Here is a 26,028-nt window from a genome sequence, read left to right on the forward strand (position 1 = left end):
CAGCGCGCGCAGCGTCACGTGCCAAGCTCGATCACAACGCTGCGCCTGCTGCTGAGCGTCGCACTCGCAAGCGCCCTGGGTCATTGCCCGCATTGCCATTGGATAAGTCCGAGACTAAACTTATGACACAGTAAGACTAGGTGTGCTACGACAACCTGGCCCGCCTTTGCCGCAACAGCAGGGTGTAGCATTCACGCTCAAACTTCCACTCTATATTTTTTCACTCAGGATGACCCGTTTGCGAATCTCTCTTGTTGTGGCTGGATTGTTGGTCACTATGCCGCTCACCCACGCCGCTGGCGCATCCGCTGCGGCCGGTCATCCCATCGTTGGCACCTGGACCTGGGTATTGTTTGACGGCGCCTGCACAGAAACTTACCGGTATCGGCTGGACCGGACCGTGTTAGCCACCAGCGCAGGAGAAGTATCGGAGAAAGCATATGACATCGCGGCTGCGCCGGATGCGCGGGGTTTTTTCAAGCTCGTTGAAACCGTGGTGCGTCAGAACGACAAGAAGGATTGCTCAGGTGCCTTGCTAGGCGGCCCTGGCGAACAAGTCACACGCTTCATCCAGTTCAGCCCGCAACAAGATAAATTGCTGATCTGCCGCGAGGCGGCGCTGACGGCCTGTTTTGGGCCGCTCAAACGTGTGCCCTGAGGACTTGTTCGGCGCTGCCCTAGGGTGCCTGCGTGCCGGCCCGGCGTCGCCGTGTGACAGGCGGACTGGCCGCCACATCGCGTCCATCCCGCTTGCTGACATAGCTGCGATACAGCTTGGCAGCCAGCCCCGAAGTGATGGCAAAAACAATCAATTTACGTAGCATGGGGGCGCTCCTTAAAAAACGCCGAACAGCATCAGAAGAATGATCACGCTGATGGGAATACCGAGTAGCCAGGCAATGATGGGCATTTTTTTCTCCAAGATTTGTTTAGGAAACTCAAAGATAAATGCAGTGTTTTCCACGGGTTGACGGATATCAACCAAAGCGCAGGTAGGGGCCGGCCTACATTGGCTCGGCGCATGTGCGCTTGCATTCGGCAGCGCTGCCATGCAGACTCGTTATATTCATGCCTGCCCTCTTCGCTTCTTGCCGATTATTCCGCGTGCAAGACGTTCGACCGCAGCAAGGACCCGTCTTCAATCATCATGAAAAAACTCTACAAATATTTCTTCCGCGGGCTGATCACCGTTTTGCCGGTCGCGCTGACCTTGTACCTGCTCTACATCTTTCTGGCCTGGACGGAAAAACTGACCCTCTGGATACTGAGCCCGCTGATTGGTAGCTTCTATCTGCCCGGCATGGGGCTGGTGTCGGGCGTACTGATCATCCTGCTGATCGGCTACCTGGTGTCCAAACCGAAGGTGCGCCATTTGCTGGCGTTTGCCGAACTGCCGTTTACCAACCTGCCGGTGGTCAAAAGCATTTACAGCTCACTGAAAAGTTTTGCTGATTATTTTTCGCCCACTGGCAAACAGGGTGAGCAAAGTGTGGTGATCCTGCGCATGCCCGGCCACGCGTTGGAAATCGTCGGCCTGGTGACTCGCCGTGACTTTGCCGACTTACCCGATGGATTTTTGCACGGCGAACGGGTGGCGGTGTACCTGCCCATGGGCTACATGATCGGCGGCTACACCGTGTTTGTGCCGCTCGAATGGGTGCAGCCGATCAATATGTCGGTCGAGGAGGCCATGCGTTCCTCGCTGATCGCCTGGATGGCGCGGCCACCCGCCGACGGCGGGCAGGTGCCCTGAGTTTTTCTGACGGGGAATCCGCTAAAGCGTTGATTCAACCGACAGGGGCTCAGCTTGTCTGCCGCGAGGGGCCTGGGCCTCGACCCGCAATGTGCCGGAAAGTGATGCGGCCCTTGCTCAGGTCGTAAGGCGACAGTTCAAGCGACACCTGGTCGCCGGCGAGGATGCGGATATGGTTCTTGCGCATCTTGCCGGAGGTGTACGCCACCAGCTTGTGGCCGTTGTCCAGCGTCACCCGAAAACGCGAGTCGGGCAGCACCTCATTGACCAGCCCGTGCATTTCAATCAGTTCTTCTTTGGCCATGATGTAACTCCTTGAAAATTTGAAAAAATGTCTGAACGGGTCGCCGGCGCGTCAGGCGCAAGCTGGCGCCGAGCGTTCGTGGATCCAACCCATCGCGTGTTCGGTGGCGTACTGCACGGCCGCAGCCGCGCTGTCAAAAAGTCCGCTGAAACGCATCACGCGGTCATGCGTGGCGCTGCCACGCCCGGACCGAATGGACACGGAGGCGGCGTATTGGCCTTCGCCCTGGGGCTTGGCCAGCGGTGATACAAGGTACTTGCCCACCGCGATGTGGTTGTGATCAATCGTCATAAAAGTCTGCGCCGGGTATGGTTCCCGGCTTGATAAATGGAGAAGTAAACGGCTTGCGAGCAAGCCAACGGGTATTCGGTTCTGCCTGCCCAGCCTGGAGGGGCCGGGTGGGTGAGCCTTGAGTGGGCACCGTTGGGAGAAGTGCTCGCTAGGAGATAGAACAGAGCGGAGAGGGATCAATGCTGTGAGGGCATTGAAGACACCGTTAAATCTCGGAGATATCGGGCTCTAAGAAGCGCCGCATTTGAGAAGGAAGCCAGAGGGAGAGGACTTCGTTGAAAAAAGCTGATGCGTTACCGAAGCTCTGATTGTAACCGCTGCGGGGCTTTCCTGCAGGAACGCGGGGCCAGTGACCGCCGTCTCTGCCGATTGTCGAAAAACCCCTACAGCGGACCGCCGCCAAAGCGCCCACACTGAAAGCTCATTGCCGTCGCAGACGGTTTTTATCCTGATGGACCGCAGGGCGCGGCCGCACCGACAAAAGGACACTCAGCATGCAAGTTCAAGTCAACACCAACCACAGCATCGAAGGCCGCGAGGCGCTGGAGCGCTGGGCCCAGGCTGAAGTCAGCCAGACCCTGGAGCGTTTCAGCCATGAGATCACGCGTGTGGAAGTGCACCTGAGCGACGAAAACAGCGGCAAGGCCGGCGCTGCCGACAAACGCTGCCTGATGGAAGCCCGCCTGGCCAACCACGCGCCGGTTGCGGTAACCCATCATGCCGCAGGCATTGACGAAGCCTTTCGCGGGGCCGAGGGCAAGCTCAAACGCGCACTGGACAGCACGCTGGACCGCCTGAAAGACCACCGCGACCGCGATTCCATCCGCAAGGATGCCGCGCTGATCCAGCCCGATTATTGATCTTTTCCAAATACACGACAGTGATTGGATGGCCCTCACCCTCGCCCTTTGGGAGAGGGACGGGGTGAGGGATTGAGCGTCCGACTGTCATGAGTTTTGAAGCCCTCAATAAGCAGCAATTGCGCAGTACGCTATAAAATTTATAGCTTGTAACGCTTGCTGGATATGGGCTGGAGGCCGAAAACGCTTGGAACTTCCTAAGACTGGGCGTTTACGCCTCGAATTGCGGATGCAGTTGCCGAATCCGGCTCATGGCCATGCCCGCTGCAGCGGTACGGGTTTCGACCCCGAGTTTGGCAAACACACGTTCCAGGTGTTTTTTCACCGTCATCGGGCTGGTGCCGAGGATGTCGCCAATATCGCGGTTGATCTTGCCCTTGACCACCCAGTACAGCACCTCGGCTTCACGCGCGGTGAGCTTGAAAGACAGGCTCATGGCCTGGATCACGGTTTCGTCCGACTCCTCACGCATGATGATCAGCCAGTCATCGTCACCGGTCTGCTGGTGCAGGCGGAAGGTCAGGCGGCGCGCACCTGACCCTGCGCTTTCACAACTCAGGCGTGGCGGCTCGATCTGGCGCCCGGCATCCGGCAGGTTGCGGCGCAGCCAGGTCAGTACTGGCTCTGGTGTCTGCGGCGCACTGGTGCCGTAATACTGTAGAAGCAGGTCGCGCGCCAGCGGGGTCTGCCACATCAGCTTGCCGTCGCTGACCCTCACCGTGATGGTGGCGTAGCCAAAGGCGTCCAGCGCATTGCGGGCCTGGCGCTTTTCACGCGCACTTTGCAGATGCACACCGATGCGCGCCAGCACCTCCTTGGGCTTGATGGGTTTGGTCACGTAATCCACGCCACCCGACTCCAGCGCAGCCACCAGGTATTCGGTCTCGGTCAGCCCGGTCATGAAAATGATGGGGATGTGGGCCGTTGCAGCGTTGGCCTTCAGGCGCTTGGCCACTTCGAAGCCGTCCATGCCGGGCATCATGGCGTCGAGCAGCACGATGTCAGGCAGGGCCTGGGCGGCGCGCGCCAGCGCGGCCTCGCCGTGTGTGGCTACCAGTACGGTGTAGCCCGACTCGTCGAGCGCGTCGTGTAACACCGACAGGTTGTCGGGTACGTCATCGACGATCAGCACCACGTCGCTGTTGGCGCGGTCCAGCGTCTGGGACAGCGGGCGCTGCGTGCTGCTCATGGCGCGACCCCGGCCAGTTGCTGGCTCATGGTTTCAAACTGGAACTGGCGCGCCAGGGCGCGCATCTCGGCGGCAAATCCGGCGCTCTGCGGCTGTGATTTTTCGATCTCGTCGAGGGTGTTCATGATGCCGCGAAAATAACCGAGGTTGACCACCTCACGCAAGGCGTCGAGCTGCGCCGCAGCAGGGTAGACACGCGGCAGCGCCGACCTGGCCGGTGCGGCCGGGGCTTGCACCGGCGCATCCAGCCAGACCAGTTGCAGGCGCCGCTCCAGCCAGTCCAGCAGCTCGCTGTGGCGCACCGGCTTGAGGATGAAGTCTTCAAGGCGGATACCGACATCGTTTTCGAGACCCTTGTCAAAGGCATTGGCAGACACAATGGCCAGATGAATAGCTGAATGGCCCGCCGCTCGCACGCGGCGCAGGGTCTCCCAGCCGTCGATGCCGGGCATGGCCAGATCCATCAGGATCACCTCGGGCTGATAGCCTGCGGCCAGCAGGTCCAGGCAGTCGTGGCCACTGGCGGCCGTGCGTATCTCAAAGCCCAGCGGCTCCAGCACATTGACCAGCAGCTCGCGGTCGGCCTCTTCGTTGTCCACCACCAGCACGCGCCGGCGCGCCCCGGCATAACCGTAGCGCGCCTTGTGCGCGCGCGAAGACGGCACCGGCAGCGCCGCGCCGGGCGCCAGCCGGACCTCGGGCAAAAACAGCTTGACGCGAAACACCGAGCCGGCATCGGGCGTGCTGACCACCGTCAACTCGCCCCCCATCAGGTCGGTCAGCATCTTGGCAATCGTCAGGCCCAGCCCCGCACCCGGCGCTGCCGGCCCGGGGGTGGAAGCGCGCGTGAAGGGCTCGAAGATACGTTCGATCTCCTGCGCCGACAGGCCGGGGCCGGTGTCTTCAATCTCGATGCTGGCCATCTCGCGTGCGTACTTCAGGCGCAGGCTGATGTGGCCCGCCGGGGTGAACTTGATGGCGTTGCCCAGCAGGTTGATGAGAATCTGGCGCACACGCTTTTCATCTGCCCGCACCACCACCGGAATCGTGCCTTCCGACTCGAAATGAAAACCCAGGCCCTTGGCCTGCGCCTCCAGCTCAAACATGCCGGTCATCTCCTGTACAAAGTCGGTGAAGTGCATGGGCCTGACGTTGAGCGTGAGCTTGCCGCTTTCAATGCGCGCAATGTCCAGCGTGCCCTCAATCAGCGACAGCAGGTGTTCACCGCCGCGCTTGATCACCCCAACGGCCTGTTGCCGGTGCGCCGGGATCGACGTGTCTTCCCCCATCAGCTGGGCGTAGCCGAGAATGCTGTTGAGCGGCGTGCGCAGCTCGTGGCTGATGGCGCTGATGTAGCGGCTTTTGGCCTGATTCGCCAGATCTGCCACCCGTTTGGCCTGCTGCAGGGCCTCGTCGGTCTGACGGTGCGATTCGATTTCTTTCATCAGCAAATGCGTTTGCCGGTTCGACTCTTCCTGCGCCACCTGCCGGCTTTTGTGCGCCAACACCAGCCACCAGGCCACCAGCCCGGCAATCACCAGCAGCGCCATGTAGGCTTTCAGAAAGCCGGAGCGCAGCGTCGAGCCGGAGGCGACCTGTAGTTCAAGCAACGCGCGCATTTCCTGGTAATAAAGCAAACCGAACACGCTGGCAAGCAGAGGCACGATGACCAGCATCAGCAGCAGAAAGTGGCCCAGGCCGGTGTCAAGATACGGCCAGATTCGGCGCGGCAACAGCCAGCGCAACGTGGCCGACCACTGGACCGACAGGCTGGCCTGCGGTTTGCACAAATCGCCGCAGCGCGCATCCAGCGTGCAGCACAGCGAGCAGATCGGCCCCTGGTAGGCCGGGCAATGCGCCATGTCCGGGCCTTCGTAGTCGCGCTCGCAGATCACGCAGCGCTTGAGTGCATACGCTTGGTAGTTGCCCTGTGCGTCCGTTTCTGGCGCGTCTGCGCTGCGGGCAATGTAATAACGCCCCTTCGTCGCCCAGGCAATCAGCGGCGAAGTGACAAACGCGGTACCCAACGCAATCACCGCCGAAAACGCCTGCGCCGTGCGGCCAAACAGGCCCAGGTGGGCCGCCACCGACAGCACAGAGGCCAGCGCCATCGCGCCGACACCGACCGGGTTGATGTCATACAGGTGAGCGCGTTTGAACTCAATGCCCTTGGGCGACAAGCCCAGCGGCTTGTTGATGACCAGATCGGCCACCACTGCCATCATCCAGGCAATCGCGATGTTGGAGTACAGGCCCAGCACATCGCCCAGTGCCTGGAACACATCCATCTCCATCAGCATGAAGGCGATCAGCGTGTTGAACACCACCCACACCACGCGCCCCGGGTGGCTGTGCGTCAGGCGCGAAAAGAAGTTGGACCAGGCCAAAGAGCCGGCATAGGCATTGGTCACATTGATCTTGAGCTGCGAGATGACGACAAACAGCGCAGTAGCAGCCACGGCCCAGCCGTAGTTCGGAAACACGTACCCATACGCCGCCAGGTACATCTGGTTGGGGTCCACCGCACGGTCCAGCGGCACCATGTGCTGAATCGCCAGATAAGCCAGAAAGGCGCCGCCCAGCATTTTGCCCACGCCCAGCAGCACCCAGCCAGGCCCGCCAGCCAGCACGCCGGCCCACCAGCGGCGGCGATTCCCCGCTGTCTGCACCGGCATGAACCGCAGATAGTCGGCCTGCTCGCCCATTTGGGTGATCAGGGCGATGCCCACCGTCAAAGCAGCACCAAACAAGTGCAGGTCAAAGCCTGAATTCGTGCTTTTCTCACCTTGATAGTGCGTTATGCCGGCAAAAGCACCGGGGTCTCGCACTAAAACATAGACATATGGCACAACCAGCATGATCAGCCACAGCGGCTGCGTCCAGACCTGCAGACGGCTGATGACCGACACACCGTGGGTCACCAGCGGAATCACCACCAGCGCGCAGATCAGGTAACCCCAACTCGGTGGAATGCCCAGCGCCAGCTCCAGTGCATAGGCCATGACCGCCGCTTCAAGCGCAAAAAAGATAAAGGTGAATGAAGCGTAGATCAGCGAGGTCAGGGTAGAGCCGATGTAGCCAAAACCTGCGCCGCGCGTCAGCAAGTCCATGTCCACGCCGTAACGGGCGGCGTAAATGCTGATCGGCAAGCCGGCCATGAAGATGATCAGCCCGGTGGCCACAATCGCCCAGAAGGCATTGGTAAAGCCGTACTGCACCAGCAAAGTGGCGCCGACCGCTTCCAGAATCAGAAAGGACGCTGCGCCGAAGGCGGTGTTGGCAACGCGCCATTCGGACCAGCGGCGAAAACGCTGGGGCGTGAAACGCAGCGCGTAGTCTTCCATGGTTTCGCTGGCCACCCAGCTATTGTAGTCGCGCCTGACCTTGATGATGCGCTGCACAGGTGCATCGGCATCCGGCGCCGCCAGCGGCGCGGGCGCCCACGGCGGCACCGCCGGGCCAGGCAGAGGCAGCGGTGCAACGGTGGGGTCCATGGGTGTCAATACGTCATAAGGCGGAGCCAGCTCAAGTGCAGATTCCATGCCACAGAGGGAAAATCAGCGCCGTTGACGCCATTCCTGTGGCACCATTCTTGCACCCTGCCCACTACATTCTTGCTACAGCCGCCCCCCCGGAGAGACCATGGAATTGACCCCGAGAGAAAAAGACAAGCTGCTGATCTTCACCGCCGCCCTGCTGGCCGAAAGGCGCCAGGCGCGGGGGCTCAAACTCAATTACCCGGAAGCCGTCGCGCTGATCAGCGCCGCTGTGATGGAAGGCGCGCGCGACGGCAAAACCGTGGCGCAGTTGATGAGCGAGGGCCGCACGATCTTGAGCCGCGCCGATGTGATGGACGGTATCGCAGAGCTGATCCCCGACATCCAGGTCGAGGCAACCTTTCCCGACGGCACCAAGCTCGTCACTGTGCACCAGCCAATTGTCTGACCCACCAACAGGCCTAGCCAGAGACCCCCATGAACCCAAAAGATGCTATCAAAATCATAGCTGCTTACGCAATACCAACGTGGGCTACAGCCGTATTTGCCCATGACGGCCACGCCATGGCGGGCAACCACTGGCACGCCACCGACGTGTGGGGCTTTGTGGCTATGGCCGGTGTACTGGCGCTGGCCATCTGGTTGTCGCGCGGCGACAAGTGAGGCGGCTATGATTCCAGGTGAGTTGCTGACCGACGGCCCCGACCACGCGCTCAACACCGGGCGCCGCACCTTGGCGGTGGTGGTCCAAAACACCGCCGACCGACCGATACAAGTTGGATCGCACTATCACTTTGCCGAAACCAACGCCGCACTCGACTTTGACCGTGCCGCCGTACGCGGCATGCGCCTGAACATTGCGTCGGGCACAGCGGTGCGTTTTGAGCCCGGGCAGCAGCGCACAGTGGAGCTGGTGGACTTCGCCGGTGAACGAAAAATTTACGGCTTTCGCGGCCTCGTTCAGGGAGCAATTTAATGGCCACGATTGGCAGACGCGCTTACGCAGAAATGTTCGGCCCCACAACCGGCGACCGCATCCGCCTGGCCGATACCGACCTTTTGATTGAGGTCGAAGCCGACTACACCTTGCGTGCCGGCAGTTACGGCGAAGAGGTCAAGTTCGGCGGCGGCAAGACGATTCGTGACGGCATGGCTCAGTCGCAGAAGACCCGTGCTGAAGGCGCGATGGACTGCGTGATGACCAACGCGCTGATCATTGACCACTGGGGCATTGTCAAGGCCGACATTGGCCTCAAGGGCGGGCGCATTGCGGCCATTGGCAAGGCCGGCAACCCCGACACCCAGCCGGGTGTGGACATGATCATCGGCCCCGGCACCGAGATCATCAGTTGCGAGGGCATGATCGTCACCGCCGGCGGGATTGACTCCCACATTCATTTCATCTGCCCGCAGCAGATCGAAGAAGCGCTGACCTCGGGCATCACCACCATGCTGGGTGGCGGCACCGGGCCAGCCACCGGCACCTTTGCCACCACCTGCACACCAGGCCCCTGGAACATCGAGCGCATGTTGCAGGCGGCCGATGCCTTTCCAATGAACCTGGGTTTCCTGGGCAAGGGCAATGCCAGCTTGCCAGCCGCGCTGCACGAACAAATCAACGCCGGTGTGATCGGCCTGAAGCTGCATGAAGACTGGGGCACCACACCGGCCGCCATCAGCAACTGCCTGGACGTTGCGGAAGAAACCGACACCCAGGTGGCCATCCACAGCGACACGCTCAATGAATCAGGTTTTGTCGAAAACACGATTGCCGCCACCAGGGGCCGCACCTTGTGCGCCTTTCACACCGAAGGCGCTGGCGGCGGCCATGCGCCCGACATCCTGAAGGTCGTCGGTGAGCAGAACTTTTTGCCGTCATCAACCAACCCGACCATGCCCTACACCGTCAACACGCTGGACGAACATGTGGACATGCTGATGGTCTGCCACCACCTGGACCCGGCGATTGCCGAGGACCTGGCTTTTGCCGAAAGCCGCATCCGCAAGGAAACCATTGCCGCCGAAGACGTGTTGCACGACCTGGGCGCCATCAGCATGATGAGCAGTGACAGCCAGGCCATGGGCCGCGTCGGCGAGGTCATCATCCGCACCTGGCAAACGGCGCACAAGATGAAGCAACAGCGCGGCTGGCTCGCCCCATCAATAACCACCGCAGTCCCTCACCCTCAATCCCTCTCCCGGGGGGAGAGGGAAGCGATGGGTGGCCTGCCGAGTACGGCAGACCATAACGCTCGGCGTGACAACTTCCGCGCCAAACGTTACATCAGCAAATACACCATCAACCCGGCGATTGCCCACGGTATCTCGCATGAAGTCGGCTCCATCGAGCAAGGTAAATGGGCGGATCTGGTGGTCTGGAAGCCCGCTTTCTTCGGCATCAAGCCGGCGCTGATCCTCAAGGGCGGCTTCATTGCCATGGCCGCGATGGGCGACCCGAACGCCTCCATCCCGACGCCGCAACCGGTGCATTACCGCCCGATGTTCGGCGGCTTCGGCGGCGCGATTGCCAAAGGCTCGCTGACCTTTGTATCGCAGGCAGGACTGGCCGCCGGTGTGAAAGAGCAGTTTGGTTTGGCCAAGACACTCGCCGCCGTTAAAAACATACGCGGCGTGCAGAAGCGGCACATGATCCACAATGACTACGCGCCGAAAATGGAGATTGATGCACAGACCTACTCGGTGCGCGCCGACGGCCAGTTGCTGACCTGCGAGCCGGCGACCAGCCTGCCGATGACGCAGCGATACTTTCTTTTCTAAACCTAACTTTCTCCATGCTCCAGGTTTCCAAAATCATGCCGCAGGGCACTGCTCTGGCACCCGTGCTGCTCAAGCGCGCTGCCACCGTCGAACTCGACTGGGACATCCGCCAGAAAAGCCGTTTCGAGGTCACCGATTCGCTGGGCCGCCAGCTCGGCATCTTCTTGCCGCGCGGCACCCTGGTGCGCGGTGGTGACGTGCTGGTTGTTGAAGACGGCTCCCTGGTGAAAGTCATTGCAGCGCCGCAGGCCGTGCTGCGCATCACGGCCTGCGCATCACACGGCAGCGCCTTTGACCTGACCCGCGCGGCCTACCACCTGGGCAACCGCCATGTGCCGATCGAGCTCAAGCCCGACCACCTGAAGATAGAACCTGACCATGTGCTGGCGGAGATGCTGCGATCCATGCACCTGATCGTCAACGAGGTCAGCGAATCCTTCGAGCCCGAAGGCGGCGCTTACAGGGGGGGAGGCCACGGCCATGCGCATGACGGTGGACATGCCCACGCACACGCACCTGTTGCGCCCCCCGCGCCGCATGTGCACGGTCCTGATTGCAATCACGGCCATGATCACGGCCATGCGCACCATGAAGTGCAGCTGGTCGCGATTCAGATCCACAAACACAAGCCACACAGCCCTTGATTGCGACGGCCCAACCCCTGCCGACCGCCAGCCTGCTGCAACTGATCTGGCTGGCTTCCCCGGCCCTGCCTGTCGGCGGTTTCTCCTACTCCGAAGGCCTGGAAGCCGCTGTGGACCGGGCTGGCGTCACGACGGAAAATATGGCAGCGGACTGGCTCAGTGACCAGCTCCATCTGAGCCCGGCGCGTGGTGATCTGGCAGTGATCGCGCAGGCGATCCCAGCCTGGCGCAGCAACAAGCTCGACAAGGTGAAGGCACTGAATAACTGGGTGTTGCAGACCCGTGAGACCAGCGAACTGCGCCTGCAGGCCGAACAGATGGGCCGCTCGCTGCTCGAATGGCTGCGCAACCACCACAGCATCAGCGACACGCAGCTCGCCGCCTGCGCGCAGTTGCCCCCCACCTATCCTGTCACCTTCGCACTTGCTGCGTCGCCGCTGGCCGCCGGGGTGCCCGAATGCCTGACCGCTTACGCCTTTGGATGGGCCGAGAACATGGTGCAGGCCGCACTCAAGTCGGTGCCGCTGGGCCAGAGCGCCGGCCAGCGCATACTGGCACGGTTGGCCGCAGAAATTCCGGCATCCATCACTGCGGCCATGGCGCTCGAAGACCATGAACGCCAGGCCTTTTCACCCATGCTTGCGATTCTTTCCTCGCAACACGAAACCCAATACTCCAGATTGTTCCGCTCATGAGTTTTCACCACATCGCCAATCGCACCAAAAAACTGCCCCCGCTGCGCGTCGGCATAGGCGGCCCCGTCGGCTCCGGAAAAACCACGCTACTGGAAATGCTGTGCAAGGCCATGAAGGACAAATACGACCTGGTGGCCATCACCAACGACATCTACACCAAGGAAGACCAGCGCATTTTGACGGTCAGCGGCGCGCTGGCGGCCGAACGCATCATGGGTGTCGAGACTGGTGGCTGCCCGCACACCGCCATCCGCGAAGACGCATCCATCAACCTCGAGGCCATCGACCGCATGCTGGTGGATTTCCCCGACGCCGATGTGGTGTTTGTCGAGTCCGGCGGCGACAACCTGGCGGCGACCTTCAGCCCCGAACTCAGTGACCTGACGATTTACGTGATCGACGTCGCCGCCGGCGAAAAAATCCCGCGCAAGGGCGGCCCGGGCATCACCAAAAGCGATTTGTTTGTCATCAACAAAACCGACCTCGCACCCTACGTGGGCGCCGACCTGGCCGTGATGGAAGCCGACACCATACGCATGCGCACCACAGCCAAAGGCCTCAAACCCTTTGTCATGACCAACTTGAAGACCAACACTGGCTTGGCGGAAGTGGTGGCGTTCATTGAGCGCAGAGGCATGCTGGTCGCAGTTTGAAGCGCATTTTTTCGAAGCGGTTCGGGCGGGCGCGCTGCGGCACCAGCTAAAGTACGTTTTTTGACAGCTTGGCGGCGCCGCAGTTTAACGTATGCAGCATCCATTTTGTCGCGCGGAGCAGGCTATTGGCAGCCGACGATACGCTATGGGTCGAATCACATGCTTTGGAATGAAATAACAACGAGGCTACCGGAGAAACGCCCATCACTCGACCGCAGCGGTAACCCAGGTATATTCAATTGAGAAGCGCTGTATAAGCGGGTCAATAAGCAAGGCCAGGCGAATTGCCAGTCTCAAAGCAAATTCCCCACGGGCCGCCGCGTTAAACAACGCCCTCGCGTCGGGCTCATCTTGGTAGATTCGCCCGATTTAGGATGATCATGTTCTTTGATGCTGTCTCCGAAAGCCGACGCGGAATTGTGCGCTTCAGCGAAGCCATTTTTCTCTGCACCATTTCATTGACGTTGTCTGCGTGTTTGAACCAGGTCAAAACGGACGCGTCTGCTGTGCCTCACGCTTTTTCGCCTTCTGCCTCACCAGATCCAGGGGTGTTGCTGTTGCTTGTTGCAAACGATCAGGTGCTGACCGCTCCTGAAATAACGGCTTGGGTCGACGCCGCCGCAGAAGAAGGTGTGCGGATCCAAGCAATCACCGATAAACAGTTCATAGCGCTGGCCGCAAGCGGGAACGCGCAAGCCTACGCAGGCGTTTTGCTACCCGACCAATCGCACCGGTTCGCCGACCATGAGGTGGTCTGGGCCATTCGCAAATACACAGTGGCAGGGGGTCGCACCCTTCTCGTCTTTGATTTTGCAGCACTGGAACCTGGCGCCTTTAATCGTCAGTTATACGCAGAAAATCGCTCCCGATTGAGCGACCTGGCCGGCGTCGAATATATTCTGTACGACGAATTGCTGGATCGGACCACAGCAACCGGCCCAGTCGTCGCATCACCCGCCACATTGCGCGACCTGCTGGTGCCGCCGGGTAAATCCATTTTCTATGCGTCCCCTCAGGCCGCTGCAAAAACCGCGGCAGCCAAGGACGGCCAGCCTGGCGGGTCCAGGGACGAGGTAGCGTCAGAGCTCCATGCGTACAGTGGCTATATGCGAGGGAACCTGACCTACCCCTCCTTCGTCACCCGTGGAGAATTTCGCGGTACCGTGCTAGCCCGCTCCCCGCAGCATGGACTTGTTGCGGGCGTGCATTCCCTCGGCAAGGGCAAGGTGCTGTTTGTCAATCTGCCGCTGACTTACCTCAAACTGCAAACGGATGCTCTGCCGCTCCACGGATATCTGCGCTACTTTATCGATCATGTGGTGTCCATGGCGCGCTTGTCGCCGATGCCCAACGGCATTGCCGGCATGACGCTGAACTGGCACCTCGACTCCATGGCGGCACAAAAACCCAGCCTGGAGCTGGAGCGGCTCGGGGTCTTCAACGACGGGCCTTTCTCAATCGACATCACCGCTGGCCCCGACACGATTGAATTTGACGACGAGCTGGGCTGGAACCTCGACAACAACCCTGTGGCACAAGCATTGTTACGACGGCTGGACAAACAGGGGCATTCCATCGGCAGCCACGGCGGCTGGATACACGACCATTACGGACTCAATGCCAATGAGACCAACGCGGAGGAGTTTTTGCCGTTTCTGGAGTTGAATAAAGCGTCGGTCGAAAAGGTATTGGGACGTCCTCAGCGTAGCTACTCGGCGCCACAAGGCAACAACCCGATCTGGGCGATGAACTGGCTGGAGCAACAAGGAGTTGTCGGCGCTTACATGACGGGCCACACCGGCATGGGTCCCACAAGACACTACCGCGACGGCAAGTTGCACAACCCCGGTATGTGGATTTTCCCCGTGACGCCTTTGGGACGCCATGCAGTGTTCGAGGAGTTTGCATACCATGACGTTCCTCAACGCGAGATTGTTGCTTGGTACCGCGATATGGTTGACTTTGCAATCAAAAAAAACACCAGCCGCCTGATTTACATGCATCCGCCCTGGGCCTTTGAATGGAAAGGTGTGGTGCTGGACCTGCTGGCCTACGCCAAAGACAAGGGGGTCGAACAGTTTCGCTGGTACACCACTGAGCGTTTGGCTGATTTCATGACTCAGCGGCGTGATGTTCAATGGACCGAACGGCTGGATGCGTCCGGCGTGCGGCACTTTAACGTCAGCCATCCGGTGACGCTCCGAGAAATGGTGTGGATCCTGCCCAAAACAAGTTATCCGCTGCCGCCCGAAATTGTCACAGGCACCGCTCGCGTAACGGCAGAGGGACCCCATTGGCGCGTCAAGGCTGGAGACGGCACGGCGCTTGAGTTCACTGCAATGCAGCCGCGCTGACCACAACAGTGCGTGCCAACTCAAGCTGCGCCATCGCCCCATCTGACACGGTTAACAGGTGAGCCATCCCAGAAAAGGTTGAGCTGGCTGAGGTGCGCAGCGCAGTCTCATCGCTCTTACCGTGCCCACTCAAAAAACCTGCCATCGTCTCCCTGAACACCACAATACTTGGGAAATCAGTGCGCAACAATTTGCATAATCCCGCTCGCCGGGATGGGCTGCTGCCGGTTTCATAAACCCGGGCTTGACGGAAGTGGTGGCGTTATTGAAAACAAAGGCATGCGGCAAGGCGTCTGAGCGCTTTTCAGTCGGCGTGATGCTGGCTACAGGTAAAATAGCTGACTTGGAAGAGTGGCAGAGTGGTCGATTGCACCGGTCTTGAAAACCGGCGATGGGAAACTATCCGTGAGTTCGAATCTCACCTCTTCCGCCAAATCAACACCAGCCGCCGATAGCTTCGCTCTCGGCGGCTTTTTTGTGACACAAGCCATAGCCGACACGCAGGGCGCTGGTTACCGCCGCCCGCGAACGCAGTACGATCTGTATCTCCTCCCAAACTTGTCCCGTTTTCAAGGAATTCCGGTCATGAATCACTTCTCGCACCTGTTGGTCATTACCTGTCTGTCTGCGTCTGCCGCAGCCTTTGCGGCCGGCGATGTCAGCGACTCCAGCTATGGCGGACCTTCGGCTGATCCGGTGCTGGCGTCCGCCCAGGCTGCGTTTGGTCGCAAGGACTGGACCGGCGCGCAGGCAAGTTTGCAGAAGGCGCTACTCAGCTCGCCGCAAAATGCCGACTACCACAACCTGTATGCCTATTCGATCCGCAAGGGTGCGAATCCCAACATGGAACTGGTGTTCAAGCACTATGGCGAAGCACTGCGGATCAACCCCAAGCATCGCGGCGCACATGAATATGTGGGAGAAGCCTACCTGATGGTCAACGACCTGCCCAAGGCCAAACAGCACCTGGCCGCATTGGACAAACTGTGTTTTACGCCTTGCGAGCAATACACCGATCTGAAAAAGGCCGTTGCGACTTACGAAGCCAAACGCAAGCCCTGAGCGCCTTCCGCCGCATCAATCGGGCAAAAACAGCGCCTGCAAGTCGTTGAGAAAATCGAAGCCGCGCTCGGTCGGTTTGACTTGGACAAAGTCGCGCGTGATCAGGCCCTTGCGTTCCGCTTCGTCTAGCCCCGCCTGGATGGCGGTCAGCGGCAAACCGGTTTTTTCGCTGAAGTCCTGCAGCTTGAAGCCTTCACGCAGGCGCAGCGCGTTGAGCATGAACTCGAACGACAGTTCGGCGCGCTCCACCTCAGTGTCTTGCGCCACTGGCGTGCCGGCCAGCGCCTTGTCCATGTACAGCTTGGGGGCGCGAAAGCGCACCTGGCGCACCACGCGGTGCGCAAAACTGAGTTTGCTGTGCGCGCCTGCGCCTATGCCAAGGTAGTCGCCAAACTTCCAGTAGTTCAGGTTGTGCAGGCAGCGGTGGCCCGGCTTGGCGTAGGCTGAGACTTCATACCTGTCCATGCCTGCGGCACCGGTCAGCTCGGTGATGCGGTCCAGCATGGCGTAGGCGTCGTCGTCTTCAGGCAGCACAGGCGGAAATTTTGCGAACCAGGTATTGGGCTCAACCGTCAGGTGGTAGATCGAGATGTGCGGCGGCTCAAACGCCAGCGCCTGGCGCATGTCCTGCTCCAGGTTCTCCAGGGTCTGGCCAGGCAAGGCGTACATGATGTCCAGGTTAAAGGTGTCGAAGGCCTGAGCGGCCTCCTCGACGGCGGCAATGGCTTGCGCACGATCATGCACCCGGCCCAGCGCCTGCAGATGCTGGTCGTCAAAACTCTGCACGCCGATCGAAAGCCGCGTCACGCCGGCGCTGCGAAAAGCCCTGAAGCGGTCTTTCTCGAAGGTGCCGGGGTTGGCCTCCAGCGTGATTTCGCAATCAGGCTCCAGCCGTAGCCGCGCGCGGATATCGCCGATCAGGCGGTCGATGGCTTGCGGTGAGAACAGGCTGGGCGTGCCGCCACCGATGAAGATGCTGTGCACGGTGCGGCCCCAGACCAGCGGCAGCGAAGCCTCCAGGTCGGCCATCAGGGCGTCGAGGTAACGCTGCTCGGGCAGTTCGCCGGGGCTCTGGTGCGAGTTGAAGTCGCAGTAAGGGCACTTTTTCAGACACCAGGGCAGGTGTACGTACAGCGACAGCGGCGGCAAGGCGGCAAGCCGCAAGGTGCCGTCCCGCATGTAGTGCTGGATGTTCTTCAGTGCGCCGCCCTGAGAATCGGCGCTTTTTTCCGGGCCAGCGGACGCGGTGGGACCGGCTTGCCGGACCACGGGCGTCGCCCCCTGCAAGGGGGAGAAGGCCGCAGGCCGCCATGGGGGGGTGCCGGTCATAACCAGCGCTCGCGCATCAGGCTCATCATCTGCCGCGCCGCCATGCCGCGGTGGCTGTTGGCGTTTTTCACCTCGACCGGCAGCTCGGCGAAAGTCTTGCCAAAAGCCGGGATGAACATCACCGGGTCAAAGCCGAAGCCGTTGGCGCCGCGCGGCTCCGGGGCGATCTCGCCCGTGACGCGCGCTACCGCAATCAGCGGTTCCGGATCGTCGGCAGAACGGACCGCCACCAGCGTGCTGACCAACGCTGCGCGCCGCGCGGTGATGCCAGCCATCTGCTCGAGCAACGCACGCACATTGTTGTCATCGCCCTTGGTGTAGCCGAACTGCGTCGCATAAAACGCCGTATCAACGCCGGGCAGGCCGCCGAAGGCATCGACGCACAGGCCGGCGTCGTCGGCCAGCGCCGGCAAGCCGCTGGCCCGCGATGCATGGCGCGCCTTGGCCAACGCGTTTTCGACAAAGGTGCGGAAAGGCTCCTCGGCTTCGGAGATGCCGAGTTCGGCCTGTTTGACCAGCGTCACGCCCAGCGGTGCCAGCATCGCCTGCAGTTCCGCCAACTTGCCGGCGTTGTTCGAGGCAAGTACGATTTTCATAAGCAAAAAAGGCCTCCAGCCCATGTCTGACGGGCGCAGTCAGCTATCAATTCAGGAGCGATTTCTGCTGCAAACCGACCAGCTCACCGATGCCTTTTTCAGCCAGCAGCAGCAGCGCATCCATCTCCTTGCGCGAAAACGCGGCCCCTTCGGCCGTTCCTTGCACCTCGACATAGTGGCCCGCGCCGGTCATCACCACATTCATGTCGGTGTCGCAGCCCACGTCTTCGATGTACTCCAGGTCCAGCAGCGGCGTGCCCCGGACGATACCGACGGAAATGGCCGCGACGTGGCCCAGGATTGGCGTTTCCTTCAGCTTGCCGTCGGCCAGCAGTTTGGTGATGGCGTCCTGCGCCGCTACAAAAGCGCCGGTGATGCTGGCGGTGCGGGTACCGCCGTCAGCCTGGATCACGTCACAGTCGAGGTGGATGGTGCGTTCACCGAGTTTTTTCAGGTCGAACACCGCGCGCATCGAGCGGCCGATCAGCCGCTGGATTTCCTGCGTGCGGCCGCTTTGTTTGCCGCGCGCGGCCTCCCGGTCGCTGCGCGTGTGCGTGGCACGCGGCAGCATGCCGTATTCGGCCGTGACCCAGCCTTCGCCACTGCCCTTCTTGTGACCGGGGACTTTTTCTTCCACCGAGGCGGTGCACAGCACCTTGGTATTGCCGAACTCAATCAGCACCGAGCCTTCGGCGTAGGCAGTGTAGGCGCGGGTGATGCGCACGGGACGGAGCTGGTCGGCAGCACGGGCGCTGCTTCTTTCAAATGAACTCATGACAAGGGCTTTCTGGCGAGGCACGCCGGGGCTGTGGAAACGATCAAAAATCAGGAGGGGCGGCGCGGGCTGGCACCGGTGCCAGGTCAGGGCGGGGTCAGATCTTTTTGGCGGCGGAGCGGCGAATCGCCTCGTTGATCTCGGCAATCGAACGCTCGATGGCCGCATCGTCGAGGTCTTCCACGCCGGTATCAAGCACACCGGCCTGGATGGTTGATGCAAACACGCCATCCATGATGCCGTCGGTCGAGACGCCGCGCGTCGACTCAAAGGCGTCTGGCGTCTCCCACTCCATGGCCAGCACGGTCACGTTATCGCCACGTTCGCCGCCGTTGCGAAGTGCATGCTCCACCATGTCGGGCACCGCGTCGGACACCCCATTGGCTGCCATGTGGCGCACGATTTCAGCGTCGGTCAGGCTGCCCCACAGACCGTCGGAACACAGCATCAGCTTGTCGCCCTGTTGCAGCACGACCGGCCCGACAATGTCAAACACCGGTTTAGACGGCGAACCCAGGCAGGTAAACAGGATGTTGCGGTTGATGCGTTCGAGCTTGATGACGCCAGCGTTCTGCTGCTCCAGGTAGGAGTGGTCACGCGTGCGGGTCAGCAGCTCGCCGTCGCGCACCACATACAGGCGCGAGTCACCGCAATGCACCCAGGTTGCACCGGTGCCCTGCAAGATCGCTGCCACCAGCGTGGTCCGCGGCGTGTCAAGCATGCCTTTTTCGCTGGCATAACGGATGATCTGGTGATGCGCGGCCATCAAGGCCGACGATAAAAACTCGGTCACATCCCTGACCAGCGGGCGGGCTTCTTTTTGGTAAAGCGCCGAGATGGTTTGCAGCGCCAGTTGCGCGGCTACTTCGCCTTCAGGGTGGCCCCCCATGCCGTCGGCCAGTACAAACAAGCCGGATTCACGGGTATAGCAATAGCCCATGCGGTCTTCGTTTTTTTCGCGACCGCCCTTGCGGCTGACCTGGAAGACGGAAAATTTCATTTGAATCTCGTCGCAAAGCCGGTGGCCTTGCGCGCGGTTTTTTTGGTGTCCGACACCATGTTGTCAAACTGCAGGCGCATTTTTTCGCCGACGGTCAGTTTGGTGTAGCGCCGCTCACCTTCGCGGCTGAGCTCTTTCTGCAAAGCAAACACCGATTGCGGCCGCGACAGGGGGTCAAGCGACATGCACCATTCGACGACCTCGATCAGGTTGTCGGAATACACGCCGCGCAGCCGCGACAGCGCCAGTGAGAGCCGGTCTTTCTCCAGCCGCTGCGGCGCGTCGTTGGGCGGGTAGCCCTGCATGGTCGCGTAAATGCAGGCGCCGATCGCGTAGATATCGGTCCAGGGGCCCATGGAAGAATCGCGGCGGTACATCTCGGGCGCGGCAAAGCCGGGCGTATACATGGGCCGGATGAAATTGCCCTCTTTGCTCAACACCTCACGCGCAGCGCCGAAGTCGATCATCACCGCCTTGTTATCGTCGGTGATGAAGATGTTGGCCGGCTTGATGTCCAGGTGCAGCATCTTGTGCTGGTGCACGATGCGCAGCCCGCGCAGGATCTCGTCAAACAGCGAACGGATGGTCGATTCGCGGAAGACCTTCTGCTTTTTTAGCTCGCGCGCCGTGATGATGAAGTCCTGCAGGGTGCCCCCCTCCAGGTAGTTCATCACCATGTACACGGTTTCGTTTTCGCGGAAGAAGTTGAGCACGCTCACCACGGAGGCGTGGGATATCTGCGCCAGCGAGCGGCCTTCCTCGAAAAAGCTCTTCAGGCCCAGGCGATACAGCGACAGTTTTTCGGGCTGCACCTGCGGCAGCAGCTCACCGGGGGGGCGGCTGGCCAGCGAGGATGGCAGGTATTCCTTGATGGCGACCTGCTGGCCTTCGTTGTCGACGGCCAAGTAAACTACCCCAAACCCGCCGGCCGACAGCTTGCGCACAACGCGGTAGCCACCAATGACGGTATCGGGTGGGAGTGGCGCTGGCTTGACCTTTGACATAATTCGGGGTTAAAGCAAGGTGACGGGATCACCCCTTCTGTTGACTCTAAAAAAAGCGTATTACAAATGTCAGTTTACAGTATGACAGGCTATGCAGCCGTCCAGTCCACCCCCGCGCGCGCAACTCCGGAAGCCGATGCCGGCAACGGTAGCCATGCGCGCCTTGGCGTGGAAATACGCTCGGTCAACAGTCGTTTTCTGGACCTGGCCTTCCGCCTTCCCGACGAATTGCGGCAGGCCGAACCCGCCTTGCGCGAGCTGTTGACCGGCAAGCTCAAACGCGGCAAGGTCGAAATACGCGTCTCGCTGGAGAGCAATTCCGGAGGCGGACTGAAAGCGCCGGCCAGCAGCACCCTGCAGCGCCTGGGCTCCATGGAAGACACAGTGCGCTCCTGGCTGCCGGGTGCGGCGGCGCTCAGCGTCGCAGACATCCTGCGCATGGCAGCAGGAGAAGACAAGACCACCCACGACTACAGCGACGACCTGCTCAAACTCGCCAAAAAAGCCTTGAAAGATCTGTTGACTGCCCGAGAGCGCGAAGGCACCCGTCTCGCGCAGATGTTGCTGGAGCGCACCGCCCAGTTGCGGGCGCTTGCCGCTTCGGCCACACCAATGGTCCCCAAACTTGTCGAACAGCAAAAGGCCCGTTTCATGGAGCGCTGGAAAGAGGCCATGGCCCTGACTGACGGCAGCACTCTGCCCGAAGCGGCGCAGGACCGGGCACTGCTGGAGGCCACCTCTTTTGCGATACGCATCGACGTGGCCGAGGAAGTCATGCGCCTCACGTCCCATCTTGAAGAGATCGACCGCCTGCTGACGGCAGGCGGAGAAGTCGGCAAACGCCTGGACTTCCTGATCCAGGAGCTGCACCGCGAAGCCAACACGCTGGGCGCCAAATCTGGTTCGCTGGAGCTAACTCATGTCTCTGTGGACATGAAAGTGCTGATCGAGCAGATCCGCGAGCAGGTCCAGAACATCGAATGAAACAGGGCCCCCACGCTCCCCCACTTCGTGTGGGTCGCTGCCCCCCGAGGGGGCTGGCCTTCTTCGGGGCGGCCCTTCAGTGCGGCCGCAGGCCCCACGCTCCCCCACTTCGTGTGGGTCGCTGCCCCCCGAGGGGGCTGGCCTTCTTCGGGGCGGCCCTTCAGTGCGGCCGCGGGCCCCACGCTCCCCCACTTCGTGTGGGTCGCTGCCCCCCGAGGGGGCTGGCCTTGCTCGGGGCGGCCCTTCGCGGCGGCCGAGTGCTCAGAAACAAGGATCGCTGATGGACTACCCCGGAAACCTGTTTGTTGTCGCTGCACCCAGTGGTGCCGGAAAGTCCAGCCTGGTCAAGGCGCTGATGGAGCTGGATGCGCGGGTGCAACCAGCGGTGTCGCACACCACGCGGGCGCCCCGCGGCCAGGAAAAACACGGCCGCGAGTATTTTTTCATTTCCTCTGAGGAGTTCGACGGCATGGTGCTGCGCGACTCCCTCCTCGAATGGGCCCACGTACACGGCCAGCGTTATGGCACTTCGCGGCAGACCATCGAAGAACGCGTGGCCACCGGCGCCGACGTCATCCTGGAAATCGACTTCCAGGGCGCCATCAACATCAAGCGCATTTTCAGCAACGCAGTGCTGATCTTCATCCTGCCGCCGAGCTGGGAAGAGTTGCGATCACGACTGGAACGGCGCGGCGAAGACTCGGCCGAGGTGATTGAATTGCGCCTGAAAAATGCCGCCATCGAGATGGCACAGGCCAGGGAATTCGACTTCGTTATAATCAATGAGTTATTTGAACGAGCGGTTTTTGATCTGAAAACTATTGTTCATGCCCAACGGCTCAAGTTTGCGGCACAGCGACGTGCCCGTGCCGAGACCTTCAAGGCCCTGCACATCGCCTGACTTGTTGCCCCCAACCGCTATCCCACTATTCCCACTTAACCCGGAGATTCTCATGGCCCGCATTACTGTTGAAGACTGCCTGGAAAAAATCCCCAACCGCTTTCAGCTGGTGCTGGCAGCCACTTACCGCGCCCGCATGCTGAGCCAGGGCCATGCGCCCAAGATTGAAAGCAAAAACAAGCCCGGCGTGACCGCCCTGCGTGAAATCGCTGAAGGCAAAATTGGCCTGGAGATGCTGAAAAAAGTTCCGGGCTGAGCGTCTGCGCTCCCTGAAAAAGCACTGCGACGCGGTGCTTTTTTGTTTCCGGGTGTTGTCTTAAAGCCCGTTTTTTGCGTGTTTTATTGGCGCCGCGATACATTTAAGACATGAGCGCCCTGGTTTTTCCCTCTGCAAACACCAAGTCGACCCCGGCTGCCGCTAACGCGGCCGCGGCGAGTTTTGCCGCGCTCACCGCCAAACTTGACTACATGAGCGCCACGGATGTGGACAACATCCGGCGTGCCTACCGTTTTGCCGACGAGGCGCACCTGGGCCAGATTCGCAATGGCGGCCTGCCCTACATCACGCATCCGATTGCCGTGGCCCAGCAATGCGCCGAGTGGAAGCTCGACGCGCAGGCGCTGATGGCAGCGCTGCTGCACGACGCCATCGAGGATTGCGGCATCACCAAGCCGGAGTTGATTGAGCGTTTTGGCGCGCCAGTGGCTGAACTGGTCGACGGCCTGACCAAGCTGGAAAAGCTGGAGTTCAATACCCGCGAGGAAAACCAGGCGGAATCATTCCGGAAGATGCTGCTGGCCATGGCGCGCGATGTGCGAGTCATCCTGATCAAGCTGGCGGACCGCAGCCACAACATGCGCACACTCAGTGACGTGCCGCGCAGCAAGTGGAGCCGCATCTCACGCGAAACCCTGGATATTTATGCCCCCATCGCGCACCGCCTGGGCCTGAACAGCACCTACCGTGAACTGCAGGATCTGGCCTTCCAGCATTTGTACCCCTGGCGCTACGCCACGCTGACCAAAGCACTGACGCGTGCACGCGGCCGCAGGCGCGACGTGATCAAACGTGTCCAGACCGAGGTCGATGCGGCATTTGGAAACGCCGACATTCAGGTCAATATCTATGGGCGCGAAAAAGCCCTGTATTCCATCTACCGCAAGATGGACGAAAAACATCTGTCTTTTGCACAGGTGACCGACATCTACGGCTTTCGCATCATTGTTGGGGGCGTCACCGGCTGCTATACCGCGCTGGGCGTGTTGCACCAGCTCTACAAGCCGCTGCCCGGCAAGTTCAAGGACTACATCGCCATTCCGAAGGTCAACGGCTACCAGTCGCTGCACACCACGCTGGTTGGACCGTTCGGCACCAGCATCGAATTCCAGATGCGTACCGACGCCATGCACATTGTGGCCGAATCGGGCGTCGCCGCTCACTGGTTATACAAGGCCACTGACCCCGAAAGCGATGCCTCGCAACGATTGAGCACACAGTGGTTGCAGTCCCTGCTGGACATTCAGCATGAAACGCGCGATGCCGCCGAGTTCTGGGACCACGTCAAGATCGACCTGTTTCCCGATGCCGTCTACGTGTTCACACCAAAAAGCCAGATCATGGCAATGCCGCGCGGCGCCACCATTGTCGATTTTGCCTACGCCATCCACAGCGATGTGGGACACCGCGCTGTTGCCGCCAAAGTCAACGGCGAGCAGGTGCCGCTGCGCTCTGAGCTGCGCAACGGCGACGTGATCGAAATCATCACGGCCGCCATCTCCAGCCCCAATCCCGCCTGGTTGGGTTTTGTGCGCACCGGCAAGGCCCGCTCAAAAATCCGGCACCACCTCAAGACCATGGCACTGACCGAATCGCAGGACCTCGGCGAAAAAATGCTGGCCCAGGCACTGCGCGCCGAGGGCATTGAGCGCCTGCCGGACGATGACGAACTCAATCACGCCACCTGGGAAAAAATACTGCGCTTTTCCGGCAACCGCTCGCGGGCCGACTTGCTCACTGACATCGGCCTGGGCAAACGCATCGCCAGCATGGTGGCCAAACGCATCGTCACATTGCTGGCCGAAACCGGCGAAAAACCCGATCCACTGCTGATGAGCCGCGAGCGCTACACGGCCCACGAATCGATCTCGCAGGGCGCGCTGGTGGTCGATGGTAGCGAGGGGGCGTCTGTGAAGTTCGCGACTTGTTGCCGCCCTATTCCCGGCGACGATATTGTGGGCTACCTGGGTCGTGGCGAGGGCCTGGTGGTCCATACCGACGATTGCTCGGTGGCCAAAAAACTCCAGCACCGCGACAACGAGCGTTTCATCGCGGTGGACTGGTCCGACGAACCGACGCGCGCGTTTGAAACCGGCCTGCTGGTCACCGTGACCAACGGCAAAGGTGTGCTGGCACGGGTTGCCTCGGCACTGGCCGGCGCCGAGGCCGACATCACCCATGTGGACATGGCCCAAGAGGCAGCGCAGGACGCGACCGATCTGCGTTTCGGCGTGGCGGTGCGCGACCGGGTGCACCTGGCGTCAGTCATGCGCAGCGTCAAACGCACGCCGTCGGTCTTGCGCGTCCAGCGCGCCAAACCCGGCCTTTGAAGAATCTTTACGGGACAGCGGACGGCGCTGGGTACTGCACCTCCAGCACCTCGATATCCCGAACGCCCGCAGGCGTCGCCAGCTTCACTTCATCGCCAACCCGTGCCTTGAGCAGTGCTCGTGCAATCGGTGAAATCCAGCTCACCTGCTTCAGCGCACTGTCCGCCTCATCGATCCCGAGAATGGTCACCGTCTGCTCAAGGCCGCTGTCATCGGCATAAGTGACCGTGGCACCAAAAAACACATGGTCGTTGCCATGGTGCACAGCAGGGTCTGAAATTTCAGCAATCTCCAGGCGCTTGGTCAAAAACCGGATGCGCCGGTCCATCTCGCGCAGGCGCTTCTTGCCGTAGTGGTAGTCGCCATTTTCCGAACGGTCGCCGTTGCTGGCCGCCCAATGCACAACTTCAACAATCTTCGGCCGCTCCTTATCAATCAGGTCCAGCAGCTCGGACTTGAGGCGCGAATACCCATCGGGCGTGATGTAGTTTTTTCCACCCGCAGGCAAGGGCGGCAAGGACAGGTCCTCATCGTCGTCGGCGTCGGTTTCTTTGGTAAAGGCTTTGCTCATGGGAGTCTGGGATAAAACGTGTTCCGGATCGGGACATCGTAATCGGGATAGGGGCCGATCATCGCTGACCGGACCCCTCCCACACCACCCGGCATGCGGGCCCGCACCGGGCGGTTCGAGAAGTTGAGGTCATGAGAGTCGGGGCAATCCCATCGTGTCGAACCAAGCGATGGTCAGCACG

28 protein-coding genes and 1 tRNA gene are annotated in these 26,028 nt (G+C 60.9%); 17 read left to right on the forward strand and 12 right to left on the reverse strand.

Going from position 1 to position 26,028, the window contains the following annotated elements; genetic code table 11:
- The first annotated feature begins 166 nt into the window (after positions 1-166).
- Positions 167-658, forward strand: coding sequence for a hypothetical protein (locus Q8O29_RS09715; protein WP_305562238.1), 492 nt, complete (start codon positions 167-169; stop codon positions 656-658).
- Between the two features lie 19 nt (positions 659-677).
- Here the strand turns inward: Q8O29_RS09715 and Q8O29_RS09720 are convergent, their stop codons facing one another.
- Positions 678-824, reverse strand: a complete 147-nt coding sequence (locus Q8O29_RS09720; protein ID WP_305562240.1) for a hypothetical protein — start codon at positions 822-824, stop codon at positions 678-680.
- An 11-nt stretch (positions 825-835) separates the two neighbouring features.
- Positions 836-1,051, reverse strand: coding sequence for a hypothetical protein (locus Q8O29_RS09725; protein ID WP_305562242.1), 216 nt, complete (start codon positions 1,049-1,051; stop codon positions 836-838).
- Positions 1,052-1,147: 96 nt separating this feature from the next.
- On the opposite strand from Q8O29_RS09725, the gene Q8O29_RS09730 reads away from it, so the two are divergent.
- Positions 1,148-1,753, forward strand: a complete 606-nt coding sequence (locus Q8O29_RS09730; RefSeq protein WP_305562243.1) for a DUF502 domain-containing protein — start codon at positions 1,148-1,150, stop codon at positions 1,751-1,753.
- Between the two features lie 49 nt (positions 1,754-1,802).
- Here Q8O29_RS09730 and infA read toward each other — a convergent pair whose 3' ends face one another.
- Together infA and Q8O29_RS09740 are read right to left on the reverse strand one after the other, a co-directional pair.
- Positions 1,803-2,057: a translation initiation factor IF-1 gene (infA, locus tag Q8O29_RS09735; RefSeq protein ID WP_305562245.1), complete on the reverse strand. Its 255-nt coding sequence runs from the start codon at positions 2,055-2,057 to the stop codon at positions 1,803-1,805.
- Between the two features lie 51 nt (positions 2,058-2,108).
- The gene (locus Q8O29_RS09740; RefSeq protein WP_305562247.1) at positions 2,109-2,348 is read right to left on the reverse strand and encodes a hypothetical protein; all 240 of its coding nucleotides are present in this window, start codon (positions 2,346-2,348) and stop codon (positions 2,109-2,111) included.
- Positions 2,349-2,842: 494 nt separating this feature from the next.
- Here Q8O29_RS09740 and Q8O29_RS09745 point away from each other — a divergent pair, with 494 nt between their 5' ends.
- Positions 2,843-3,208 (forward strand): HPF/RaiA family ribosome-associated protein, encoded by a 366-nt coding sequence (locus tag Q8O29_RS09745; RefSeq protein ID WP_305562249.1) that lies wholly within the window; start codon positions 2,843-2,845, stop codon positions 3,206-3,208.
- Positions 3,209-3,419: 211 nt separating this feature from the next.
- Here the strand turns inward: Q8O29_RS09745 and Q8O29_RS09750 are convergent, their stop codons facing one another.
- Positions 3,420-4,397 carry a response regulator transcription factor gene (locus Q8O29_RS09750; RefSeq protein WP_305562251.1) on the reverse strand — a complete coding sequence of 326 codons (978 nt, stop codon included), beginning with the start codon at positions 4,395-4,397 and terminating at the stop codon, positions 3,420-3,422.
- Positions 4,394-7,891 (reverse strand): ATP-binding protein, encoded by a 3,498-nt coding sequence (locus Q8O29_RS09755; protein WP_371134195.1) that lies wholly within the window; start codon positions 7,889-7,891, stop codon positions 4,394-4,396. Before Q8O29_RS09755 ends, Q8O29_RS09750 begins: the two co-directional genes overlap by 4 nt.
- A 148-nt stretch (positions 7,892-8,039) precedes the next feature.
- On the opposite strand from Q8O29_RS09755, the gene Q8O29_RS09760 reads away from it, so the two are divergent.
- The 10 genes from Q8O29_RS09760 (at position 8,040) to Q8O29_RS09805 (ending at position 16,080) form a co-directional block, all read left to right on the forward strand.
- Positions 8,040-8,342, forward strand: a complete 303-nt coding sequence (locus tag Q8O29_RS09760; protein WP_305562254.1) for an urease subunit gamma — start codon at positions 8,040-8,042, stop codon at positions 8,340-8,342.
- A gap of 29 nt (positions 8,343-8,371) precedes the next feature.
- Positions 8,372-8,557 carry a hypothetical protein gene (locus Q8O29_RS09765; protein WP_305562256.1) on the forward strand — a complete coding sequence of 62 codons (186 nt, stop codon included), beginning with the start codon at positions 8,372-8,374 and terminating at the stop codon, positions 8,555-8,557.
- A 7-nt stretch (positions 8,558-8,564) separates the two neighbouring features.
- Positions 8,565-8,870: an urease subunit beta gene (locus Q8O29_RS09770; protein WP_305562258.1), complete on the forward strand. Its 306-nt coding sequence runs from the start codon at positions 8,565-8,567 to the stop codon at positions 8,868-8,870.
- The gene (locus Q8O29_RS09775; RefSeq protein ID WP_305562260.1) at positions 8,870-10,672 is read left to right on the forward strand and encodes an urease subunit alpha; all 1,803 of its coding nucleotides are present in this window, start codon (positions 8,870-8,872) and stop codon (positions 10,670-10,672) included. The genes Q8O29_RS09770 and Q8O29_RS09775 overlap by 1 nt, the downstream gene beginning before the upstream one ends.
- 14 nt (positions 10,673-10,686) lie before the next feature.
- On the forward strand, positions 10,687-11,316 hold the full coding sequence (ureE, locus tag Q8O29_RS09780) for an urease accessory protein UreE (protein WP_305562262.1): 630 nt from the start codon (positions 10,687-10,689) through the stop codon (positions 11,314-11,316).
- Entirely contained in the window at positions 11,313-12,011 is a 699-nt protein-coding gene (locus Q8O29_RS09785) for an urease accessory protein UreF (protein ID WP_305562264.1), read from the forward strand. Before ureE ends, Q8O29_RS09785 begins: the two co-directional genes overlap by 4 nt.
- Positions 12,008-12,664: an urease accessory protein UreG gene (ureG, locus tag Q8O29_RS09790; RefSeq protein WP_305562266.1), complete on the forward strand. Its 657-nt coding sequence runs from the start codon at positions 12,008-12,010 to the stop codon at positions 12,662-12,664. Before Q8O29_RS09785 ends, ureG begins: the two co-directional genes overlap by 4 nt.
- 380 nt (positions 12,665-13,044) lie before the next feature.
- Positions 13,045-15,018 (forward strand): polysaccharide deacetylase family protein, encoded by a 1,974-nt coding sequence (locus tag Q8O29_RS09795; RefSeq protein ID WP_305562268.1) that lies wholly within the window; start codon positions 13,045-13,047, stop codon positions 15,016-15,018.
- Between the two features lie 345 nt (positions 15,019-15,363).
- Positions 15,364-15,451 (forward strand) — tRNA-Ser (locus tag Q8O29_RS09800).
- 152 nt (positions 15,452-15,603) lie between these two features.
- Positions 15,604-16,080 (forward strand): hypothetical protein, encoded by a 477-nt coding sequence (locus tag Q8O29_RS09805; protein WP_305562269.1) that lies wholly within the window; start codon positions 15,604-15,606, stop codon positions 16,078-16,080.
- A 15-nt stretch (positions 16,081-16,095) separates the two neighbouring features.
- On the opposite strand, the gene hemW is transcribed toward Q8O29_RS09805, so the two are convergent.
- The 5 genes from hemW to Q8O29_RS09830 all read right to left on the reverse strand — a co-directional run bounded on the left by hemW (position 16,096) and on the right by Q8O29_RS09830 (position 20,784).
- Complete coding sequence (gene hemW, locus Q8O29_RS09810; protein WP_305562287.1) at positions 16,096-17,259, reverse strand: radical SAM family heme chaperone HemW; 1,164 nt, start codon at positions 17,257-17,259, stop codon at positions 16,096-16,098.
- Between the two features lie 146 nt (positions 17,260-17,405).
- On the reverse strand, positions 17,406-18,005 hold the full coding sequence (rdgB, locus tag Q8O29_RS09815; RefSeq protein WP_305562271.1) for an RdgB/HAM1 family non-canonical purine NTP pyrophosphatase: 600 nt from the start codon (positions 18,003-18,005) through the stop codon (positions 17,406-17,408).
- A gap of 46 nt (positions 18,006-18,051) precedes the next feature.
- Positions 18,052-18,780, reverse strand: a complete 729-nt coding sequence (gene rph, locus Q8O29_RS09820) for a ribonuclease PH (RefSeq protein WP_305562273.1) — start codon at positions 18,778-18,780, stop codon at positions 18,052-18,054.
- A gap of 97 nt (positions 18,781-18,877) precedes the next feature.
- Positions 18,878-19,780, reverse strand: coding sequence for a PP2C family serine/threonine-protein phosphatase (locus tag Q8O29_RS09825; RefSeq protein ID WP_305562275.1), 903 nt, complete (start codon positions 19,778-19,780; stop codon positions 18,878-18,880).
- Entirely contained in the window at positions 19,777-20,784 is a 1,008-nt protein-coding gene (locus tag Q8O29_RS09830) for a serine/threonine-protein kinase (protein WP_305562277.1), read from the reverse strand. The genes Q8O29_RS09825 and Q8O29_RS09830 overlap by 4 nt, the downstream gene beginning before the upstream one ends.
- A gap of 66 nt (positions 20,785-20,850) precedes the next feature.
- On the opposite strand from Q8O29_RS09830, the gene Q8O29_RS09835 reads away from it, so the two are divergent.
- The 4 genes from Q8O29_RS09835 to Q8O29_RS09850 all read left to right on the forward strand — a co-directional run bounded on the left by Q8O29_RS09835 (position 20,851) and on the right by Q8O29_RS09850 (position 25,276).
- The gene (locus Q8O29_RS09835) at positions 20,851-21,768 is read left to right on the forward strand and encodes a YicC/YloC family endoribonuclease (protein ID WP_305562279.1); all 918 of its coding nucleotides are present in this window, start codon (positions 20,851-20,853) and stop codon (positions 21,766-21,768) included.
- A gap of 280 nt (positions 21,769-22,048) precedes the next feature.
- Positions 22,049-22,669: a guanylate kinase gene (gene gmk / locus Q8O29_RS09840; protein WP_305562281.1), complete on the forward strand. Its 621-nt coding sequence runs from the start codon at positions 22,049-22,051 to the stop codon at positions 22,667-22,669.
- A 52-nt stretch (positions 22,670-22,721) separates the two neighbouring features.
- The gene (gene rpoZ, locus Q8O29_RS09845; protein ID WP_077592946.1) at positions 22,722-22,925 is read left to right on the forward strand and encodes a DNA-directed RNA polymerase subunit omega; all 204 of its coding nucleotides are present in this window, start codon (positions 22,722-22,724) and stop codon (positions 22,923-22,925) included.
- A 110-nt stretch (positions 22,926-23,035) separates the two neighbouring features.
- Positions 23,036-25,276, forward strand: coding sequence for a bifunctional (p)ppGpp synthetase/guanosine-3',5'-bis(diphosphate) 3'-pyrophosphohydrolase (locus Q8O29_RS09850; protein WP_305562283.1), 2,241 nt, complete (start codon positions 23,036-23,038; stop codon positions 25,274-25,276).
- A 7-nt stretch (positions 25,277-25,283) separates the two neighbouring features.
- On the opposite strand, the gene greB is transcribed toward Q8O29_RS09850, so the two are convergent.
- On the reverse strand, positions 25,284-25,847 hold the full coding sequence (gene greB / locus Q8O29_RS09855) for a transcription elongation factor GreB (protein WP_305562285.1): 564 nt from the start codon (positions 25,845-25,847) through the stop codon (positions 25,284-25,286).
- Between the last annotated feature and the right edge of the window lie 181 nt (positions 25,848-26,028).

It is taken from the genome of Polaromonas sp., from assembly GCF_030689685.1.
GTDB lineage: Bacteria > Pseudomonadota > Gammaproteobacteria > Burkholderiales > Burkholderiaceae_C > Polaromonas.

Coding starts and splice junctions, on each gene's coding strand:
- Q8O29_RS09720 (WP_305562240.1), bottom strand. CDS start 824: ATGCTACGTAAATTGATTGTTTTTGCCATCACTTCGGGGCTGGCTGCC.
- Q8O29_RS09725 (WP_305562242.1), bottom strand. CDS start 1,051: ATGGCAGCGCTGCCGAATGCAAGCGCACATGCGCCGAGCCAATGTAGG.
- Q8O29_RS09730 (WP_305562243.1), top strand. CDS start 1,148: ATGAAAAAACTCTACAAATATTTCTTCCGCGGGCTGATCACCGTTTTG.
- infA (WP_305562245.1), bottom strand. CDS start 2,057: ATGGCCAAAGAAGAACTGATTGAAATGCACGGGCTGGTCAATGAGGTG.
- Q8O29_RS09740 (WP_305562247.1), bottom strand. CDS start 2,348: ATGACGATTGATCACAACCACATCGCGGTGGGCAAGTACCTTGTATCA.
- Q8O29_RS09745 (WP_305562249.1), top strand. CDS start 2,843: ATGCAAGTTCAAGTCAACACCAACCACAGCATCGAAGGCCGCGAGGCG.
- Q8O29_RS09750 (WP_305562251.1), bottom strand. CDS start 4,397: ATGAGCAGCACGCAGCGCCCGCTGTCCCAGACGCTGGACCGCGCCAAC.
- Q8O29_RS09755 (WP_371134195.1), bottom strand. CDS start 7,891: ATGGACCCCACCGTTGCACCGCTGCCTCTGCCTGGCCCGGCGGTGCCG.
- Q8O29_RS09760 (WP_305562254.1), top strand. CDS start 8,040: ATGGAATTGACCCCGAGAGAAAAAGACAAGCTGCTGATCTTCACCGCC.
- Q8O29_RS09765 (WP_305562256.1), top strand. CDS start 8,372: ATGAACCCAAAAGATGCTATCAAAATCATAGCTGCTTACGCAATACCA.
- Q8O29_RS09770 (WP_305562258.1), top strand. CDS start 8,565: ATGATTCCAGGTGAGTTGCTGACCGACGGCCCCGACCACGCGCTCAAC.
- Q8O29_RS09775 (WP_305562260.1), top strand. CDS start 8,870: ATGGCCACGATTGGCAGACGCGCTTACGCAGAAATGTTCGGCCCCACA.
- ureE (WP_305562262.1), top strand. CDS start 10,687: ATGCTCCAGGTTTCCAAAATCATGCCGCAGGGCACTGCTCTGGCACCC.
- ureG (WP_305562266.1), top strand. CDS start 12,008: ATGAGTTTTCACCACATCGCCAATCGCACCAAAAAACTGCCCCCGCTG.
- Q8O29_RS09795 (WP_305562268.1), top strand. CDS start 13,045: ATGTTCTTTGATGCTGTCTCCGAAAGCCGACGCGGAATTGTGCGCTTC.
- Q8O29_RS09805 (WP_305562269.1), top strand. CDS start 15,604: ATGAATCACTTCTCGCACCTGTTGGTCATTACCTGTCTGTCTGCGTCT.
- hemW (WP_305562287.1), bottom strand. CDS start 17,259: ATGCGGGACGGCACCTTGCGGCTTGCCGCCTTGCCGCCGCTGTCGCTG.
- rdgB (WP_305562271.1), bottom strand. CDS start 18,005: ATGAAAATCGTACTTGCCTCGAACAACGCCGGCAAGTTGGCGGAACTG.
- rph (WP_305562273.1), bottom strand. CDS start 18,780: ATGAGTTCATTTGAAAGAAGCAGCGCCCGTGCTGCCGACCAGCTCCGT.
- Q8O29_RS09825 (WP_305562275.1), bottom strand. CDS start 19,780: ATGAAATTTTCCGTCTTCCAGGTCAGCCGCAAGGGCGGTCGCGAAAAA.
- Q8O29_RS09830 (WP_305562277.1), bottom strand. CDS start 20,784: ATGTCAAAGGTCAAGCCAGCGCCACTCCCACCCGATACCGTCATTGGT.
- Q8O29_RS09835 (WP_305562279.1), top strand. CDS start 20,851: ATGTCAGTTTACAGTATGACAGGCTATGCAGCCGTCCAGTCCACCCCC.
- gmk (WP_305562281.1), top strand. CDS start 22,049: ATGGACTACCCCGGAAACCTGTTTGTTGTCGCTGCACCCAGTGGTGCC.
- rpoZ (WP_077592946.1), top strand. CDS start 22,722: ATGGCCCGCATTACTGTTGAAGACTGCCTGGAAAAAATCCCCAACCGC.
- Q8O29_RS09850 (WP_305562283.1), top strand. CDS start 23,036: ATGAGCGCCCTGGTTTTTCCCTCTGCAAACACCAAGTCGACCCCGGCT.
- greB (WP_305562285.1), bottom strand. CDS start 25,847: ATGAGCAAAGCCTTTACCAAAGAAACCGACGCCGACGACGATGAGGAC.